We start from the raw sequence: 17,238 nt of genomic DNA, 5'->3' as shown, positions 1-17,238 counted from the left end.
AGTAATTGTTATTAAAAAGCCAAGTAACATCATTGTTATTTGGCTTTTATTTATTTTTGCATTAATGAAAAACGGTTTCCATAAAATAACATCTTTATTTTTAGCGCTTTTAGTGCTAGGATCTACGATGTCTTTTAGTGTAGATAAGCACTATTGTGGAGATCATTTAATTGATGTTGCGATTTTTGGTGAAGCTGCTCCTTGTGAGATGATGCAATCCTTAGACGCTAAGTATGGCAAAGACACTTACAAAAAAATGGGATGCTGCAAGAATGAGCAAACCGTTTTTGAAGGTCAAGATGAGCTCAAAATGCAGCTCGATCAATTTACTACAGATCAACTTGTATTTTTAAAAGCCTTCACCTATAGCTATACATATCTCTTTGTAGAAGCAGATAAGTATTCTGCATCAGTTATAAGTCACCCTCCTCCCTTGATAATTACAGATTATCAAGTTGCTTACAATCAATACCTAATTTAATACCTGTATACACAGGTATCTCTTCGTGCAATATCATTGCGCATTTGGGATTCCACTATGGTTTTTTATGCCATAGAAATATAAGCTAGTTGCTCTTTTTGTAACTACACTTTTATTACTAATTACCCAATCTTTGGGTATAACGAGAATCACAATGAAAAAAATTTTTATAGTCTTATTGGTGACATTCGCTTTCGCGAAAGCGCACTCACAAGGACCACCACTTACCGCAGATAAACCTATTATGTTAGGTGGCGGAAGTTTTATAGCAAAAACACTTACCGAAATACGTGTCTCAGAAGACGGGACAGCAACTCGCGTACCTCTTATGCTGCATTATTTACCTACATCAAACACGCTCGTAGCAGTCCATCTACCTTACGTAACTTATGATTATGACGATTTTCGCGGAAGCGGAAGTACATTAGGTGACATCAACATTATAGGTAAGTATCAGTTTTATAGAAAAGATGGAACGGGTAAAACCTTCCGAATGGTTGCCAAAACATTACAGACCTTACCTACCGGAGAAGCTCTCGATATTGAGGGTATAAGTACCGGTAAATACTCAGGGTATTACGGTGTGGTAGCAGGTTATGAATCGCTCAAATATGGTGTTTCTAATGAAGTGGGGTATAACTGGGTGCCAGATGGATCTCTTGATAAGTTGGTTTATAAATTAGGATTTGGATTGCCATTGCTTAAACCTACGTATCCTGTTAATCAACTCAATTTATATTTTGAATATTCTAGCGAGTGGTTTTTAGAGCGTGATCAATTTGAATTGCTATATGCTCAAGGAATTCAATATGCAAGAAAGCAATGGACATGGGAAGCAGGGGTTCAAGTACCGCTTAGCCAAAACGTTCCTGAGGCAATAGAGAGGATATATTCTATATACCTAGGAACACGTTTTATACTTTAATAATAACAGTATCTCACAGAGAGAATTAAATCAAATACTATGAAAACAATAATATCAATACTAGTAATAGCTTTGTTTACCACAATGGGTGTGCAAGCGCAAAAGGAAATGGATCAATTTGAAGTGCAGGTAGATGGCCTAGGTTGTCCATTCTGTGCTTACGGATTAGAGAAAAAATTCAAGGAATTTAAAGGAATAAAGAAAGTAGCTATCGATATTGAAACAGGCGACTTTAGTTTTGAGTATCCTGCAGAAAAAGCACTTACGATGGATGCTGTTGTAAAACAGGTAGAAAAGGCTGGATATACACCTATAACTTCAAAAATCATTAGAGCTAGCGGTAAAGTGGAACTTTCTGAAACTAATACCACGATGCTTACAGCAGAGAGTGTTGTCAAGACTCAAAAAATGCTTGTAGCAGGGAAGTGCGGGATGTGTGAAGCACGTATTTTAAAAGTTACAAATGGTATAGAAGGAGTAACAGATGCCGCTTGGAATCAAAACAATCAAATGTTAGAAGTGAGTTTTGATAATAGCCAGACTACAACAGATGCTATACAAAAAGAAATCGCTAAGGCTGGTCATGATACAAAGGCTCATAAAGCAACAACAGGCGCTTACGATGATCTTCCGGCTTGTTGTAAATATGAGCGTTTAGTACAATAGTGTCTTTCACCCCTAAGGTAAAGACGAGAGAGGTAGTTATGTAATACACATGCTGCTGCCTCTCTTTTTTTTAAACAAACAATTACTATGAAAAATTTATATTTTATACTACTTACCGCTTTGTCTTTGTATAGTTGCAAAGAGGAGCCAAAAACTCAAATCAATTGGGTACATACTAAGACTATTAACCTAGAGGGTATCAACCCTATCGGGATTGCACAAGATCAAAACGGTCTGTGGCTAAGCGATGGAGATCATAATAGGGTTGTTCAAGTAAATCTAAATGGAGATATACAACAATCTATAGATTCATTAGATAGACCAATGCATATTGCAGCAGATGCTGGTGTGTTGTACATTCCGCAATATGGTAATGATGAGGTGTTGTCTGTGTTAGGAACCACAAAAAAACCTATCGTAATAACAGATAGTCTAGATGCGCCTGCAGGAATAGATGCTAGAGGTAACGCACTAGCTATCGCAGATTTTTATAACAACCGTATTTTATATACCGAAGATGGTGTGACTTGGTCTTCATTTGGGAAAGAAGGTAAGGCAGATGGAGATTTTTACTATCCTACAGATGTGCAAATCACAGATGATGCCATCTGGGTAGCCGATGCTTATAATAATAGGATTCAAAAATTTGATAAAAAAGGAAACCACTTAATGACTATAGGTGAAGATCAAAAGATGAACGCAGCCACTGGTATCTATGTTTCAGACAAAGAAGTGTTCTCTACAGACTTTGAAAATAATAGAGTGTTGGTTTTTGATCATGAAGGAAATTTCAAACAAGAAATCAATGATGCTATTTTAAAACCTACAGATATGTTGCTAGTAGGTGGGATATTATATGTAACTAATTATAAAGGGAAGTCACTGAGTGTATATGAGCAAAAAGAAGTGCTCGTAGAAGCTCCTCTTGAGGAGGGACATCATGATGACCATAATCACTAATGACTATGATAAAGCAAGCGTATACAGTAAAAGGAATGACGTGTAATGGTTGCAGGGCAGGTGTAGAAAAAAAGCTAGGCGATATTGATGGTGTTGCAAATGTAATTGTATCTCTAGAAGATGAAGAAGCTATTCTCACGATGGTTGATCACATTTCTATAAAGACACTGCAAGATGCTTTGCCAGAAAAATATAGCTTGTCATCTAAGAAAGTTTCGAAAGCGATTAGTGAAACGCAAGAGAAGAGTTCTGGAGTGTTTGTAAATAGTGAGTCAGCTACGCAAGTAGTTGAAGAGTCAAAATTGCAGCAACTCAAACCGTTGCTTTTAATATTGTTTTACATCACTGTCGCATCTGTATTGCTCAATTATAAAGAAGCAAACTGGCAGTCTGGTATGCTAGATTTTATGGGGCTTTTTTATATTGTCTTTAGCTTCTTTAAAATGCTAGATCTTAAAGGATTTTCAACAAGCTTTTCTATGTACGATCCGCTGGCTCATACGATACCAGCTTATGGGAAGATTTATCCATTTATCGAAACCGTACTAGGGCTTATGTTTTTAATGCGTGTTCAAGTAGAAATGGCACTTATAGCTACTATTGTGATTCTTGGTATTACAACGGTGGGTGTGACTAAAACACTGTTGAGTAAAAAGGAAATTCAATGCGCATGTCTAGGTACGGCTTTAAAACTACCTATGACTGAAGCAACTTTTATCGAGAATGCTATTATGATTATAATGGCAATTATTATGCTTATACGATTTATATGAAATTGAAGTTTACCACTGCCCAGATTTGCACCATTGTGTTAGTAGTGTTCTATATTATTTGGGAGTATAATATTCAAGTATACCTGACTGACGAGCATCTCGACTATGGAGTTGAGGTTCGGTATGATTTGATTGTTATTCTACCAATACTACTAGTGATGATTGCAGTTTCTGTCTGGCAATATTTTAAAAAGAAGTAGTACGCTTTCGCGAAAGCGTAACATCAACCATAAAAAAACCTCTGCCGAAAAGCAGAGGTTTTTACTGAACATACCCATAGGTAGTTCAATTAGAGTCTGTCGCACCGCAACTTACATCATTCCTGGCATTCCGCCACCTCCCATAGGAGGCATTGCAGGTGCATCTTCTTTAATATCTGTAAGAGCACACTCAGTAGTAAGAATCATTCCTGAAACAGATGCAGCATTCTCAAGTGCTACACGCGTTACTTTTTTAGGATCGATAATACCAGCTTTAAGCATGTCTGTGTATTCGCCATTTTTAGCATTAAAACCGAAGTCTTTTTTGCCTTCCATAACTTTAGAAATCACAACAGCTCCTTCACCACCAGCGTTAGAAACGATAGTGCGTATAGGTGCTTCAATAGCGCGATTTACAATCTGTACACCAGTTGCTTCATCTGCATTTTCTGTTTTGATTTTTTCAAGAGCTTTCTTTGCGCGCACAAGTGCAACACCACCTCCAGCTACGATACCTTCTTCTACAGCTGCGCGAGTTGCATGTAAAGCATCATCTACACGGTCTTTCTTTTCTTTCATCTCAACTTCAGAAGCAGCACCTACATATAGTACAGCAACACCTCCAGCAAGTTTAGCTAAGCGTTCTTGAAGTTTTTCCTTATCATAATCTGATGTAGTAGTCTCAATCTGAGATTTGATTTGACCTACACGAGCTTTAATGATTTTTGAATCTCCAGCTCCGTTTACAATCGTAGTGTTGTCCTTATCTATAGATACAGTTTCTGCCGTACCAAGCATATCAAGTGTAGCATTTTCTAAAGTGAAACCTCTCTCTTCTGAGATTACAGTTCCTCCAGTAAGAATTGCAATATCTTCTAGCATAGCTTTACGACGATCTCCAAAACCTGGTGCTTTTACAGCAGCAATTTTAAGAGCTCCACGTAATTTATTCACTACTAATGTTGCTAGTGCTTCTCCGTCTACATCCTCTGCAATGATAAGAAGTGGCTTTCCAGTTTGAGCTACAGGCTCAAGTACAGGTAGCAAATCTTTCATGTTTGAAATCTTCTTGTCAAAAAGTAAGATATATGGCTGCTCAAGTTCGGCACTCATTTTCTCACTATTAGTAACAAAATAAGGAGAAAGGAATCCGCGGTCAAACTGCATACCTTCTACAACATCCACATACGTTTCTGTTCCTTTTGCTTCTTCTACAGTGATAACACCTTCTTTTCCTACTTTCCCAAATGCTTGGGCAATAAGATCACCTATTACGTCATCATTGTTTGCAGAGATAGATGCTACTTGCTTGATTTTATCAGAAGAGTTACCCACTTTAGTAGTTTGCTTCTCAAGATCTGCAACGATAGCTTCTACAGCTTTATCGATACCGCGCTTAAGATCCATTGGGTTTGCACCTGCAGCAACGTTCTTAAGTCCTTCTGTAACTATTGCCTGAGCAAGTACTGTCGCGGTAGTTGTACCATCTCCAGCAAGGTCGTTAGTCTTAGAAGCTACTTCTTTTACCATTTGAGCTCCCATGTTTTCTAGAGCGTCTTCCAGTTCAATTTCTTTTGCAACTGTTACACCATCTTTAGTCACCTGTGGTGCGCCAAATGATTTTGAAATAATCACGTTACGACCTTTAGGTCCTAAAGTAACTTTTACTGCGTTTGCAAGTTTATCTACACCACGTTTTAAACCGTCGCGTGCTTCTATATTAAATGTTATGTCTTTTGCCATTTTGTTTTGTTTTTACAAAGGCTTATAGCTGTATGCTTTAAGCGCTGTGTTTAAAATATTTTAATTACTCTTGGTGTGCTTTCGCGAAAGCGAATACCTAATTATACAATCGCAAGGATATCATCCTCTTTCATGATCATATAATCTACTCCGTCAAATTTGAGTTCGCTACCTGAGTATTTTCCATATATAACTGTATCACCTACAGCTACGGTCATCTCGTGATCTTTAGTTCCAGATCCTACAGCTACTACTTTACCTTTTTGTTGTTTTTCTTGTGCGCTATCTGGGATATATAAACCAGATGCTGTTTGAGTTTCTGCCGCAACAGGCTCGATTACAACGCGGTCTGCTAATGGTTTGATTTTAATTGCCATTGTTATAGATTTAATTATTGAGTTGAATTGTTATTGTAACCCTTAACTGGTTACGCGAGCGTAAAAGACAGAAATTATGCCACTCACCATGCACTGACAAATTTGCATAACAAAAAAGAGCCAGCTAAAATAGCTGGCTCTTTAATATGTTATGTTGTGAGAGTCTATTGATCTCCTCCATTATCTGGAAGACTTACTGGCTCTGGAGCAGGAGTAGTTTGTTCTACAGCATCTGCATCAAAAACTTGAGACTCGCTTCTTATAGTACCGTCAAAAATACTTAGGTTACTAGCAAGGATAAGTACTAATAAGATAGTCGCTAGTGCCCATGTTGCTTTGTCAAGAAAATCTGTTGTTTTCTGAACGCCACCCATTTGCTGTGTTCCACCACCGCCAAAAGAAGAAGATAATCCGCCTCCTTTAGGGTTTTGAACCATAATAACGACAATAAGAAGGAAAGCTACTATAATGATCAATCCTAAAAATATATAAAACGTAGTACTCATAATATTTTAATCTTTTTGTTCTTCAAGTTGTTCTACTGCTCGAATTTGGTCTGCAAAGAAACCACTTTTTTCTGGATATTTCAAACTTAAAATTCGGTATGCTTGTTTTGCTTTTGGAAAGTTTTTTTGTTCGACATAAACTCGTGCTAAAGTCTCTGTCATCAAGGCGTCAGAAGAAAATAAAAATTCTTTTTTTGTTTTCTTTTTATATGCTGGTATTGACTTTATATTTCCAATTTTTGGATTTGTTTCTATAAAAGAATCTATAATTTGTTGCTTTCGCTTTCGCGAAACTTTAGTCGTAGTTTCCTCATTATCAGATTTTTTTGTGCTTTCGATTTCTGTGTCAATTACTACTTCCTTGATTGAAGTGGTGGCAGGAACTTCTTCATCATCAGATTCTGAAGAGCGATCTATGGGTTGAAAAGAAGAAAGCTGTAACCACTCAGAAAAAGAATGCGCTTCAGATTTTGTAAAAGGTAGTGGCTTGCCTACTTGAAGCGTATCCTCTGCCTTTGCTCTAGTCATAATAGAGTCTTTTTTCTCTACAAATAAATCTGGATCAAGAATTTGCGATGCTTTTGCTTGTTCTTCTTGCTCAACTAAGATAGATACATCTTGTGCATCTGTGACTTCTAGAGATCGTAGTTGTTTTTCTTGGTCTTTTATTTGAATACTTACTGCTGTCTGTAAAAAGTGCTCTGACGTTATGTAGTCAAAAAGCACAGCTCTATCTGCTGTATGGCTAGCCGTTCGCTTTAATGCTTTGTTATAAGCAAAGCTCTCTTGATTTTTTAATCCTTTTAGATATAGCGCATGAGCACTTTGAAAGAAAGGAAATGCGTCAATGATAGTGCGCAAATCGCTTGTCTGCTCAGTATTTATCTGGTCAGGATGTTCAAGTAGTTGTGTGTATTGTTCTGTGTTCATTACCAGCGAGCTAGTGATGCATTAAAAACATCTTGAGTGATACGCTCATAAATCTCGTCTAGCGCAGTATCTAGTGCGCTTCCTACTAATTGTGTTTCACCAGGCACATCTGAGAAAAATGAAAACCTACGTTCAAAATCATATTCACCATCCTCGCGAGTATTATTAAAGAAACGAACGTTCACCGTAATGGTAAGTCGGTTTTGTGCCGCTAGATTTTCTGAAGTAGATGCTTGTGGAGCAATGTAGTATTCTATTATCTCCCCTTCATACACAACATCTGCGTTGCTGTTTGTAAGCACTAGCGGAGATTGGTTCTGGATGATATCTCTTAGCTGTTCTGTAAATTCTCTATCGATTCCAGGTTCAACAATAGCAGCCTCATTTTGAAAAAAGCGAACTTCAAACGTCTCTTCTTTATCTATAGACACACCACTTAATGAATACATTCCACAACTCTGAACACTCAAAGCTGTTATAATTAAAAATAACAAGTTGTTTAATGATTTCATGTGACTTGATCTATAAATTATATTGAATTGCTTGTGAAATTAGAAAATCGTGTATCCTATAATAAAGGAAGTAGTTTGGTAATTCGAATCCCACTCAATAAAATCGCTAAGTAAATTTCTGTCTGTTTGATATCTAATTTCAGCACTATACCTGTTATTAAATTTGTAGCCTACTCCAAAAGCGATATTACCTCCTGCCCGTACTTCTAACGGAGCGATTGAAGAATTATTTGCAGGGTTAAATTCGACAGCCGTCTCTGAAGATATATCTACAATAAATGACGCGTTTACAAAAAGTTTAGACTTGTCATTTAGAAAGAAATAATGTCTTAGACCTAACGGTATTTCTATAGATGAATAGTCAATTGATGTAGTAATAGCATCGCCAAATACAGATCCAGCTTCCTGAGTTATTTCAGACTTAAAACTTTGGTATGAAGGTTCAATAATGAAAGCCCATTTATTATTATTAATTGGTAAGATTAATTCAAGTTCTAATCCAATACCAAAGTTTGTCTTACTACCTAAGTCAGCTTTTTTAACCGTGGCGCCTGGATTACTAATTGAGAAGGAAGAGTTGTTTATTCTAGGTCTTATAGAAAGGTTTATGACCTTGCCTTTTGTCTCCGTATTATAATTTTTAAAACTATAATTATTGCATTCGTTGTATTCAATAAAGTAGCCAATTAAACTACTCTTGTTATAACTAACATTCTCTGGGCTGCTTGTAGCGTTTTCAGGACACGATATCTCTGTTTTTAGTTGCTGTTTATATTGCGTATTTGTGCTGATTTTGCCAGTTGTAGTTAAGAATTTCTTATATACAAGTTGCTTGATTTCAGCCCCAGATTTACTATAAAAATATCTGGTTATAGTTCCATTTTTGTAAGAGTATAAGCTAGTGTTTCCTTCAACTAAAATATTTAGGAATAATGTTTTTGTTTCAAAAATAGGAGCTCTACTTTTATCTAAAAAATCAGCACTAGCACTTGACATATCAATTTTTACTGTAGCCCTAACATACTTAGAAGAGTTTAAAATCATGAACTCCTTTACTGTACTGATATCACCCGTTAAAGACTCGGAGTCTTTAGATAATTTATATTGAAAATTTTCTGGATTATTATTCCAGTCATTGTCCTTAATTAAGCATTCAATTTTATTGTTGTTATTTTCAATAAAATATCCCTTTACGTATTCTGTTTGTGCAACGCTATTTATGCCAATACATGAAAGAAATAAGAATAATAGTGTTTTGTTCATTTGATAAAGTTTTTTGATTGATGATTGATGAAACTTATTTGAGCTAAAAATACTCTTATGATTATGACTTACAAATCAAACTGTTTAATTTTTCTATATAATGTGCGCTCGCTTATACCTAGTTCTTGTGCGGCTACTTTGCGTTTGCCCTTATGACGCTCTAGTGATTTCTTTATAAGTTCAAGCTCTTTGTCGTGTAGCGATAATGTTTCTTCTTCCTCAATTTCTTCTGCAAAATGATATGGGTCTGCAGTAGGTTCTGGTTGAGGTGGAGTAGGAGCTTGTGCTTGTGATTTTTGAGGTATCTGTAGCACGTCCATTACTTCTTCTGCGGTTTCATAAGAGTCATCGTCATCATCATAAATCTTTTTAATGAGGCTCTCATTCTCCTCACGTACATCTGAGGTATTGCCATTTTTCATTAACTCAAGCGTCAGCTTCTTGAGATCATTCAAGTCGGCTTTCATGTCAAAAAGAACTTTGTAAAGAATCTCACGCTCGTTTGAGAAGTCAGACTTTTCTTGAGACTTTACGATGGCAGGAAGTCTAGATCCTGTATCGGGAAGATAGTTGCTTATAGTTGCTGCCGATACTTCTCGATTGGTTTCTAGTACAGATACTTGCTCGGCTACGTTACGTAGTTGGCGTATGTTTCCATTCCAGCGATATGAAACTAGAAGCTGTACTGCTTCTTCAGACAGTCGTATCGTGGGCATCTTATACTTCATAGCAAAGTCTGATGCAAATTTCCTAAACAATAAGTGAATGTCACCTTTGCGCTCTCTTAATGGAGGAAGCGGGATATCTACAGTGCTCAATCTATAAAATAAATCCTCACGAAACTTTCCTTCTTGGATAGCCTCAAACATCGATACATTAGTAGCTGCAACAATACGAACATCTGTTTTCTGTGTCTTTGAAGAGCCTACTTTTAAAAACTCTCCGTTTTCTAACACTCTTAATAAACGTACTTGAGTAGGTAGCGGTAGTTCTCCTACTTCATCTAGAAATATAGTTCCACCATCTGCCTCCTCAAAGTATCCGCTTCTTGTAGAAGTTGCACCTGTAAATGCACCTTTCTCGTGTCCAAAAAGCTCACTGTCTATCGTTCCCTCTGGGATTGCTCCACAGTTTACAGCAATATATTTATTGTGTTTTCTATGAGAAAGTGAGTGAATAATGCGCGGGACACTCTCTTTACCTACTCCAGATTCTCCTGTCACTAGTACAGAAATATCTGTAGGAGCCACTTGTATAGCTTTTTCGATAGCGCGATTTAGTGCAGGATTATCTCCTATAATACCAAATCGTTGTTTTGTGGTTTGTATTCCTTCCATAGTAAACGCCCATTACAGTGGGTATCTATTTGATTAGTATAAAATGTGTTACGCTTTCGCGAAAGCGTTATTCTCAAAAAATTATTGCTAGCACAGTACTTTATGTTTCTATTGCCAGTACGCTGCATAGCCTGTTGCCTCACCTATAAGTGTCCCTGTCGTACATTCATTAATTTTTACATTAACGAAGTCTCCTACTTTATAATCTCCTTTAGGGAAAACGGCAACGACATTCTGATCATTACGACCGCTCCACTCATCTTTATTCTTTTTTGACTCCTTTTCTATAAGAATCTCTACCGTTTGATCTTGATATCGAAGTAGATTGTCTCTAGAAATTGCTCTTTGTAAGTCAATCACATCTTGTAAACGTCTCTTTTTTATCGCTAGTGGGATGTCATCTTCCATCTTACGCTCTGCCATAGTACCTGGTCGCTCAGAATAGTAAAACATAAAACCAAAATCATACTTTACATAGTTGATAAGGTCAAGTGTTCCTTGATGATCCTCTTCGGTTTCTGTAGGGAAACCAGTAATCATATCTTGACTAATCCCAATATGAGGGATTAGATTTTTGATATTATCAATGAGTGTTTTGTACTCTGCAACCGTATGCTGACGATTCATTAATTGTAAAATTCTATCACTTCCAGATTGAACCGGCAGGTGAATGTAGTTACACACATTTTTATGTTTTGCCATCACCTCTATCACATCAAGCGTCATATCTTGAGGGTTTGAGGTAGAGAAACGTATGCGCATTTTAGGTTGTGCTTTTGCAACGGTATCCATGAGTTGTGCAAAATTTACCGCAGTAGCTTTTGCCATTTCACTAGCCTTGTCAAAATCTTTCTTGAGGCCGCCGCCATACCATAAGTATGAATCTACGTTTTGGCCAAGTAATGTGATTTCCTTGAAACCTTTTTCAGCAAGATCTTGTACTTCTTCAAGTATAGACTGAGGATCACGGCTACGCTCGCGACCTCTTGTAAAAGGAACGACACAAAACGTACACATATTATCACAACCACGAGTGATTGATACAAAAGCAGTAACACCATTAGTTAATAAACGTACTGGTGAGATATCTCCGTAAGTTTCTTCTTTAGATAAGATTACGTTTACTGCATTTCTACCTTCTTCTACCTCGCTAAGTAAGTTAGGAATGTCTTTGTAAGCATCTGGACCTACTACGAGGTCTACTATTTTTTCTTCTTCAAGAAATTTGCTTTTAAGACGCTCTGCCATACAGCCTAGTACTCCTACTTTCATATTAGGATTTTGCTTGCGCTTTACAGCTTGATATTTTTCTAAACGTTTACGCACAGTTACCTCTGCCTTCTCGCGTATAGAACAAGTGTTTACTAGCACAAGATCTGCTTCTTCAAGAATTTGAGTAGTATTATACCCTTCATTTGCAAGAATGGAAGCCACCACCTCGCTATCTGCAAAGTTCATCTGGCAACCGTAACTTTCTATAAAAAGTTTTTTTGTATTCTCAAGTTTGCGCTCTAGTGTAAGCGCTTCCCCTTGTTTGTGTTCTTCTATTATTTTTTCCATCTGCTTATTCGTCCAAAATCTTTGTCAAGGATTATGCAAAGATACGTCTAATGTAGAGTTGTGACAAAGTGGCAGATACCAAGAATTACATAAAATTCTCGTTATTTGCTTTTATAAAACCTGAAGATTGCTACATAAACTATTTATCTTACTACTATTACTAGTTATTCAGACTGGTTATTCTCAATCCGTTGAGGGGACGAAAACACCACGATTGTTACAGCAAATCGCTATACAGCATGATAACGACTTTGTCTTTGCTATAGATCGTTATTATACAGCAGGAACATTCTTAAGTTATAGTAGGCAATTACAGGGAGACTTTATTTTCAAAAAGCATGATTATCCGTTGCAGTTAGATGTTACATTAGGTCAAGAAACCTACACGCCTAGAGAACTCTTTGAAACTAATTTTGATTTTTTTGAACGCCCCTATGCGGGCTATCTCTTTGTTAAAGGTTCCGTATCAAAAGCGCAAGAAGATGTGCTTTTTAAAATTGACACAGAGCTAGGACTTGCGGGAGAGCAATCTAAGGCAGGCGATATACAAGTTGGCTATCATGAACTTATCAATGAATTTATACCTGTTTGGGAAGGTGAGATAGGTAATAGTGTACACTTTAATAGCTTTGGAACTTTTGTTAAAGACTATCAGTTAGAAAAATCTAATTTATTTAAAAACGTTGCACTTCAGTCTACGGTAGCGCTAGGTACACGGAGAGTTTTTGCAAGACAAGAAGCACTACTTTATATAGGTAATCGTGATGTGGTGGCTAGCTCTTCGGCTTTTGGGAGATTGGGAGGTAAGCATGAGTTCTATGGCTTTGCGGGAGTAGGAGCAGAATATGTATTCCTCAACGCACTTATAGAAGGTCATCCCTTTGGAGATTACTCACCTTTTACATTACCTATAGTTTCAACCATATTATCTTTTAAATCTGGTATTACATACCGTGGAGAAAATAATCTATACAGTATCGTTTACAATTTTAGAACAAGAGAGACAAATCGAGAGGGTAGAAGTCAGTATGTTGCCTTGCAATTTGCTCGGAGATTTTAATTAGACTGAGATATAATCTTATATTTTTACATCTGTTTTTAAAAAATAAGAAATGATGTTATCAGATATGCTTGTCAAAATCAAACAAGCGCCACATATTGATTTTGGAGAATTGTTTGGCCGGTCGATTGATTTGTTTCAAAAAGTATGGCTGCAGGGCTTACTTATGCAAGTGTTAACGATTGCTGTTTCTTGGGGAGTGTCTATGGCGGTCATGTTGCCTATGAGCTTAGGTGGTGCATTTATAGAATATGGCGATGTCTCCTATAATGATGATGAGGTAGGTGTGATTGCTTTAATTCTTATGATGGTGATGTACTTAGTGATTCTAGTGGTTATGTCTGTAGTCAACTTTACACTTCAGGCAGCTTTTTACAGAATCATACGCATGAAAGACCGCAACCGAAGTGGAGATCGTGGGGTAGGTTTTGGGATGTTTATCAAGAAAAAGTATCTCAAGAAGGTGTTAGTGCTTTCAATGATGCAGGTGGGTATTGCCGTACTAGCCGCTTTGATTTTTATAATTCCATTGTTTTATGTGTTGGTGCCGTTACAATTTGCCATTGTGATATTTGCTTTTAATCCGGACTGGTCTGTAAATGATATTTACAAAGCAGCTTTTGCACTAGGGAATAGAAAGTGGGGAATCACTTTTGGAACGTGTCTCGTTATTGGCATTCTAGCTATGATTGTGGGATTTATCGCTTGTTTTATAGGAGTGTATGCAACTATTTCTGTTGTTTATTTGCCAGTATACCTAATATATAAAGAGGTGGTTGGTTTTACAGAAGATGATGATATGATTGCTCAGATAGGAGTGTAATAATAGCCCGCTTTCGCGAAAACGTGCTATTATCAGTTTCTTATGGCTAAAATAAAAAGCAATTAATTAATGTAAACATTCTTTAGCGTTTTTTCTTTTTTCTTAGTTTTTCGTTGTTTTCTCTTTTTTAAAAAGAAAACAAACTCAAGACCAATATAGTCTCCCCTGTAAGAATACGTTCCTTCTGTACGATCTGAGATTTCTAAATTATCGAATAGATATTCTCCAGTAAAATAATTTGGGATAGATTTTTGGTAAACTACATTAGTTTGTAGTAATAATTTATCCCACATAAAATATAATCCTAAAGAGAGTCTCAAGTTAGGATATAGCGGAAATTCTCTTGTTTGAGAGCGGAGTTCAAAAAATTCTCGAACTTCATTAAGTTCTTCTACTAAGACACTAGCTCCAACTTCAACGCTACCCTCTGGTATCCAGGCGATATTTACTCCTCCCATCGCCGAGGCGTACAGACGAGGTCCTAATTGTTTTTTTAGTTCTACCTGCAATGGAACAGAAATGTAAAGAGGTCCCCAATTCCTATCATTAGAAAAAAAGTTTGTAGAGTTGGGTAAATCTCCATCTGGAAGTTCGTATTTAAAATCATAAATGGGTAAGATGTTAAAGTGTAAGCCATATCTGAAGCTTACTTCGCGGTCAGCGTGGGCAGTCCAATTTAATCCGAAACTTAGAGACGGTGTCCAACTGCCTGTAACTTTTATATCTCCTATTGTGGGATTAAACTGAGCAGGTCTTGTTGTTACTGGAGCAATGCTATATCCCATTTTTTTATACTCTAAAAACTCTGGATACTCTTGACTATAACATAATAAGGAACTTGTGATAAAGAAAAGGATGAGCATTTTAGTTCTCACCCTTCCTATTTTGTTTAATATTTTAATTACCACGATAATGCTTTTGAGCTTGTATTGCCTGAGTAATAATAATCACCTATAACCCCAACGCCATTTTGTGCTTTTAATACTGCTCCTGGATGATCTGTTAAAATTTTCTTTCTAGTTTTTCTTCTTTTACGTGATTTTGATACATAACCGCTGTGAGTAGGATTACTTCCACATTCATTTTTAGTAAGACGAGTTTGCACTCCCACACCTAGTCTAATTCTAGATCTTCTCCATCTATTTTTTCTTTTTTTAAATGATTCTATTTTTGCTTTAGATTTCGTAAACCAAGGTAAGCTTCTCAAAGTTACAGTTCTTTTAACTCTTCTGTTATTGCCGCTACCAAAATCTATCTTATCATTTCTACTCCTCCAAGAAGTACAAGAAGAAGATGCTTTAGAAGTAGTAATTATATTTGGATCATTTGAAACATCTTGATCATTTCGTACTTTTAATATTGATTCCTCGAAATTTCCGATAATTTCATAGTTTAATAAGGGTCTTCCAAAATTAAAGACTTTGCCCTCTATCATCACTTCTTGATCTTGGTTAAGTAGCACCATCTCTTCTTCTTCAAATAAATTGTCCAAAGAAGGATCTTGGCGATCATCCAGATCAGATTTTCCTAGCCATAAAGCTTCTTTTGTCTCAAAGTCAGTAAATAAAGAATTAGAAAAACTTCTTGTTTGTTGGAATTGGCGTAGAGGCGCTCTACTATCAAATTGGGTGCTTTCTTCCATATCATCAAGTTCGTCATCCGTCAAATAATCATATTTTGCTACAAATTTATCTTCGTGTGTTTCAATAGCATTTTCAAGTAGTTCGCTCGCTTTTACAAAGTCTTCTATAGTATTAAAAGATAGCATAGTTGCATTTCCAGCTTGGGATCTACCATTAGAAGGTAAATTAAACGAAATAACATTTGTTTCTGGAACTTGATTCATAAAAAATGTAGCATCGATTGACTGGGATTCATTTGTTAATTCTATTTCCTCTTTGCTACATGAAGTGATAGCGAAAGTGGTTATCATTGTAATTGCAAGTAATTGCAAGTAATTGCTTGTAAATTTCATTCGTTTTTGTTTTAGAATTATAAAATTAGATTGGTACCAAGCGCTAAACTAGTGGTTTAGTATTCCCATTCCTAAAGGATTTCCTTTTTTTGAGCGTTTTTTTACCAAAACGTGCTATTATCAGTTCCTTATGATTAACATAAAAAGCAATTAATTAATGTAAACATTCTTGACAGCCTTCTCTTCAAGCTTCTTAAGTTTTTTTTTGCTTTTTCTTAGAAATAGAGTAATACCAATACCTAGTTGATCACCACTTAGAGTATAAGTTCCTTCTATGCGTTCAGATATATCTAGGTTGTCAAAAAGATATTCTCCAGTAAAATAATTGGGTATTGCCTTCTGGTAAATGATAGACACTTGATATAAAATAGGTTTAGTTATATAATAAAAACCAGGACTAATCTTTAAATTTGGATAAATAGGAAATTTACGTGTTTGCCCTCTTATTCCAAAAATCTCTCTTCTCTCGTTTAGATCTTCTACAAAAGCGCTTACTGTTCCTTCTACCGAACCTTCCCGTAATAAGGTTAAGTTTACGCCAATTCTAGCAGAAAAATAGATTCTAGATCCCATCTGCTTTTTCAGTTCCATTTCAAGTGGCACTGAAATTATGAGTTGACCTAAAGTGCGCTCGTTAAATTCAAAATTTGTAAATCCTGGTATATTCCCATCTGGTAGTCTAAATTGAGAACTTTCTATAGGTAGTAAATTAAGATGTACACCATATCTAAATGAAAGCTCTCTTTCTGGTTGAATTACTTTATTAAAACCAAAATTTACTCCAGGAATGCTATTTCCTTTAATATCGATGTTTCCTAATGTTCTAGTGTAGTTAGGGGCTCTGTTTAATACGGGATTAAAGGTGAGTCCCCAAGTTTTATAACTAGCAAACTCTGGAAATTTATTTTTACTGCTTTGAGCGTAGATCTGTTGTTTTGTTACAAAAATGAGAAGAATAGCTATTAAGACTTTTGTAAATCGAGACTTGTTTATCAAGTTAATTCAGGTTTTATTTGCTTTGTTCGTAATAACCGCCAAACTAGGTGTTTATTATGTTGGTTCCTAAAGGATTTCCTTTTTTTGAACGTTTTTTTTATTTTTTTTTATCACGCTTTCGCGAAAGCGTAATAACCCCGCAAAACCGCCG

19 protein-coding genes are annotated in these 17,238 nt (G+C 36.3%); 8 read left to right on the top strand and 11 right to left on the bottom strand.

The genetic code is table 11. The annotated features are described in order from the left end of the window. Positions 1-64: 64 nt before the first annotated feature. From DCS32_RS03560 to DCS32_RS03535, 6 genes are all read left to right on the top strand, one after another. Complete coding sequence (locus tag DCS32_RS03560; RefSeq protein ID WP_108877022.1) at positions 65-481, top strand: HYC_CC_PP family protein; 417 nt, start codon at positions 65-67, stop codon at positions 479-481. A 154-nt stretch (positions 482-635) separates the two neighbouring features. Continuing rightward, a complete protein-coding gene (locus DCS32_RS03555) occupies positions 636-1,406 on the top strand; it encodes a hypothetical protein (protein ID WP_108877021.1) in 771 nt (256 codons plus the stop codon). Positions 1,407-1,445: 39 nt separating this feature from the next. Next, positions 1,446-2,072 carry a heavy-metal-associated domain-containing protein gene (locus DCS32_RS03550; RefSeq protein WP_239057558.1) on the top strand — a complete coding sequence of 209 codons (627 nt, stop codon included), beginning with the start codon at positions 1,446-1,448 and terminating at the stop codon, positions 2,070-2,072. A gap of 87 nt (positions 2,073-2,159) precedes the next feature. Continuing rightward, positions 2,160-3,032 (top strand): NHL repeat-containing protein, encoded by an 873-nt coding sequence (locus DCS32_RS03545; RefSeq protein ID WP_108877020.1) that lies wholly within the window; start codon positions 2,160-2,162, stop codon positions 3,030-3,032. Between the two features lie 5 nt (positions 3,033-3,037). Continuing rightward, positions 3,038-3,805, top strand: coding sequence for a heavy-metal-associated domain-containing protein (locus DCS32_RS03540; RefSeq protein WP_204161798.1), 768 nt, complete (start codon positions 3,038-3,040; stop codon positions 3,803-3,805). Next, positions 3,802-4,005: a hypothetical protein gene (locus DCS32_RS03535; RefSeq protein ID WP_108877019.1), complete on the top strand. Its 204-nt coding sequence runs from the start codon at positions 3,802-3,804 to the stop codon at positions 4,003-4,005. Before DCS32_RS03540 ends, DCS32_RS03535 begins: the two co-directional genes overlap by 4 nt. Positions 4,006-4,116: 111 nt before the next feature. Here DCS32_RS03535 and groL read toward each other — a convergent pair whose 3' ends face one another. The 8 genes from groL to miaB all read right to left on the bottom strand — a co-directional run bounded on the left by groL (position 4,117) and on the right by miaB (position 12,233). Continuing rightward, entirely contained in the window at positions 4,117-5,748 is a 1,632-nt protein-coding gene (groL, locus tag DCS32_RS03530) for a chaperonin GroEL (RefSeq protein WP_013751159.1), read from the bottom strand. A 101-nt stretch (positions 5,749-5,849) separates the two neighbouring features. Next, a complete protein-coding gene (gene groES, locus DCS32_RS03525; protein WP_108877018.1) occupies positions 5,850-6,125 on the bottom strand; it encodes a co-chaperone GroES in 276 nt (91 codons plus the stop codon). 164 nt (positions 6,126-6,289) lie between these two features. Next, positions 6,290-6,631 carry a preprotein translocase subunit SecG gene (secG, locus tag DCS32_RS03520; protein ID WP_108877017.1) on the bottom strand — a complete coding sequence of 114 codons (342 nt, stop codon included), beginning with the start codon at positions 6,629-6,631 and terminating at the stop codon, positions 6,290-6,292. Positions 6,632-6,637: 6 nt separating this feature from the next. Further along, complete coding sequence (locus DCS32_RS03515) at positions 6,638-7,561, bottom strand: hypothetical protein (RefSeq protein ID WP_108877016.1); 924 nt, start codon at positions 7,559-7,561, stop codon at positions 6,638-6,640. Then, positions 7,561-8,073, bottom strand: a complete 513-nt coding sequence (locus tag DCS32_RS03510; protein WP_108877015.1) for an LptE family protein — start codon at positions 8,071-8,073, stop codon at positions 7,561-7,563. Before DCS32_RS03510 ends, DCS32_RS03515 begins: the two co-directional genes overlap by 1 nt. Before the next feature lie 39 nt (positions 8,074-8,112). Then, positions 8,113-9,336, bottom strand: coding sequence for an outer membrane beta-barrel protein (locus DCS32_RS03505; protein ID WP_108877014.1), 1,224 nt, complete (start codon positions 9,334-9,336; stop codon positions 8,113-8,115). A 68-nt stretch (positions 9,337-9,404) separates the two neighbouring features. Next, complete coding sequence (locus DCS32_RS03500; protein ID WP_108877013.1) at positions 9,405-10,673, bottom strand: sigma-54 interaction domain-containing protein; 1,269 nt, start codon at positions 10,671-10,673, stop codon at positions 9,405-9,407. A gap of 108 nt (positions 10,674-10,781) precedes the next feature. Beyond that, positions 10,782-12,233 (bottom strand): tRNA (N6-isopentenyl adenosine(37)-C2)-methylthiotransferase MiaB, encoded by a 1,452-nt coding sequence (miaB, locus tag DCS32_RS03495; protein WP_013751166.1) that lies wholly within the window; start codon positions 12,231-12,233, stop codon positions 10,782-10,784. Positions 12,234-12,360: 127 nt separating this feature from the next. On the opposite strand from miaB, the gene DCS32_RS03490 reads away from it, so the two are divergent. Together DCS32_RS03490 and DCS32_RS03485 are read left to right on the top strand one after the other, a co-directional pair. Next, positions 12,361-13,293, top strand: coding sequence for a lipid A deacylase LpxR family protein (locus DCS32_RS03490; RefSeq protein WP_108877012.1), 933 nt, complete (start codon positions 12,361-12,363; stop codon positions 13,291-13,293). A 52-nt stretch (positions 13,294-13,345) separates the two neighbouring features. After that, positions 13,346-14,116, top strand: a complete 771-nt coding sequence (locus DCS32_RS03485) for a hypothetical protein (RefSeq protein ID WP_108877011.1) — start codon at positions 13,346-13,348, stop codon at positions 14,114-14,116. Positions 14,117-14,178: 62 nt separating this feature from the next. Here DCS32_RS03485 and DCS32_RS03480 read toward each other — a convergent pair whose 3' ends face one another. The 3 genes from DCS32_RS03480 to DCS32_RS03470 all read right to left on the bottom strand — a co-directional run bounded on the left by DCS32_RS03480 (position 14,179) and on the right by DCS32_RS03470 (position 17,087). Then, entirely contained in the window at positions 14,179-14,991 is an 813-nt protein-coding gene (locus DCS32_RS03480) for a hypothetical protein (protein ID WP_162533585.1), read from the bottom strand. A 26-nt stretch (positions 14,992-15,017) separates the two neighbouring features. Next, positions 15,018-16,091 (bottom strand): hypothetical protein, encoded by a 1,074-nt coding sequence (locus tag DCS32_RS03475; protein ID WP_108877009.1) that lies wholly within the window; start codon positions 16,089-16,091, stop codon positions 15,018-15,020. A 150-nt stretch (positions 16,092-16,241) separates the two neighbouring features. Next, positions 16,242-17,087, bottom strand: a complete 846-nt coding sequence (locus tag DCS32_RS03470; protein WP_108877008.1) for a hypothetical protein — start codon at positions 17,085-17,087, stop codon at positions 16,242-16,244. Positions 17,088-17,238: the final 151 nt, after the last annotated feature.

The sequence above is a fragment of the Dokdonia sp. Dokd-P16 genome, assembly GCF_003095655.1.
Taxonomy (GTDB): domain Bacteria; phylum Bacteroidota; class Bacteroidia; order Flavobacteriales; family Flavobacteriaceae; genus Dokdonia.
Note: the sequence above shows the minus strand (reverse complement) of the source record. Positions and strands in the feature narration are given on the sequence as shown.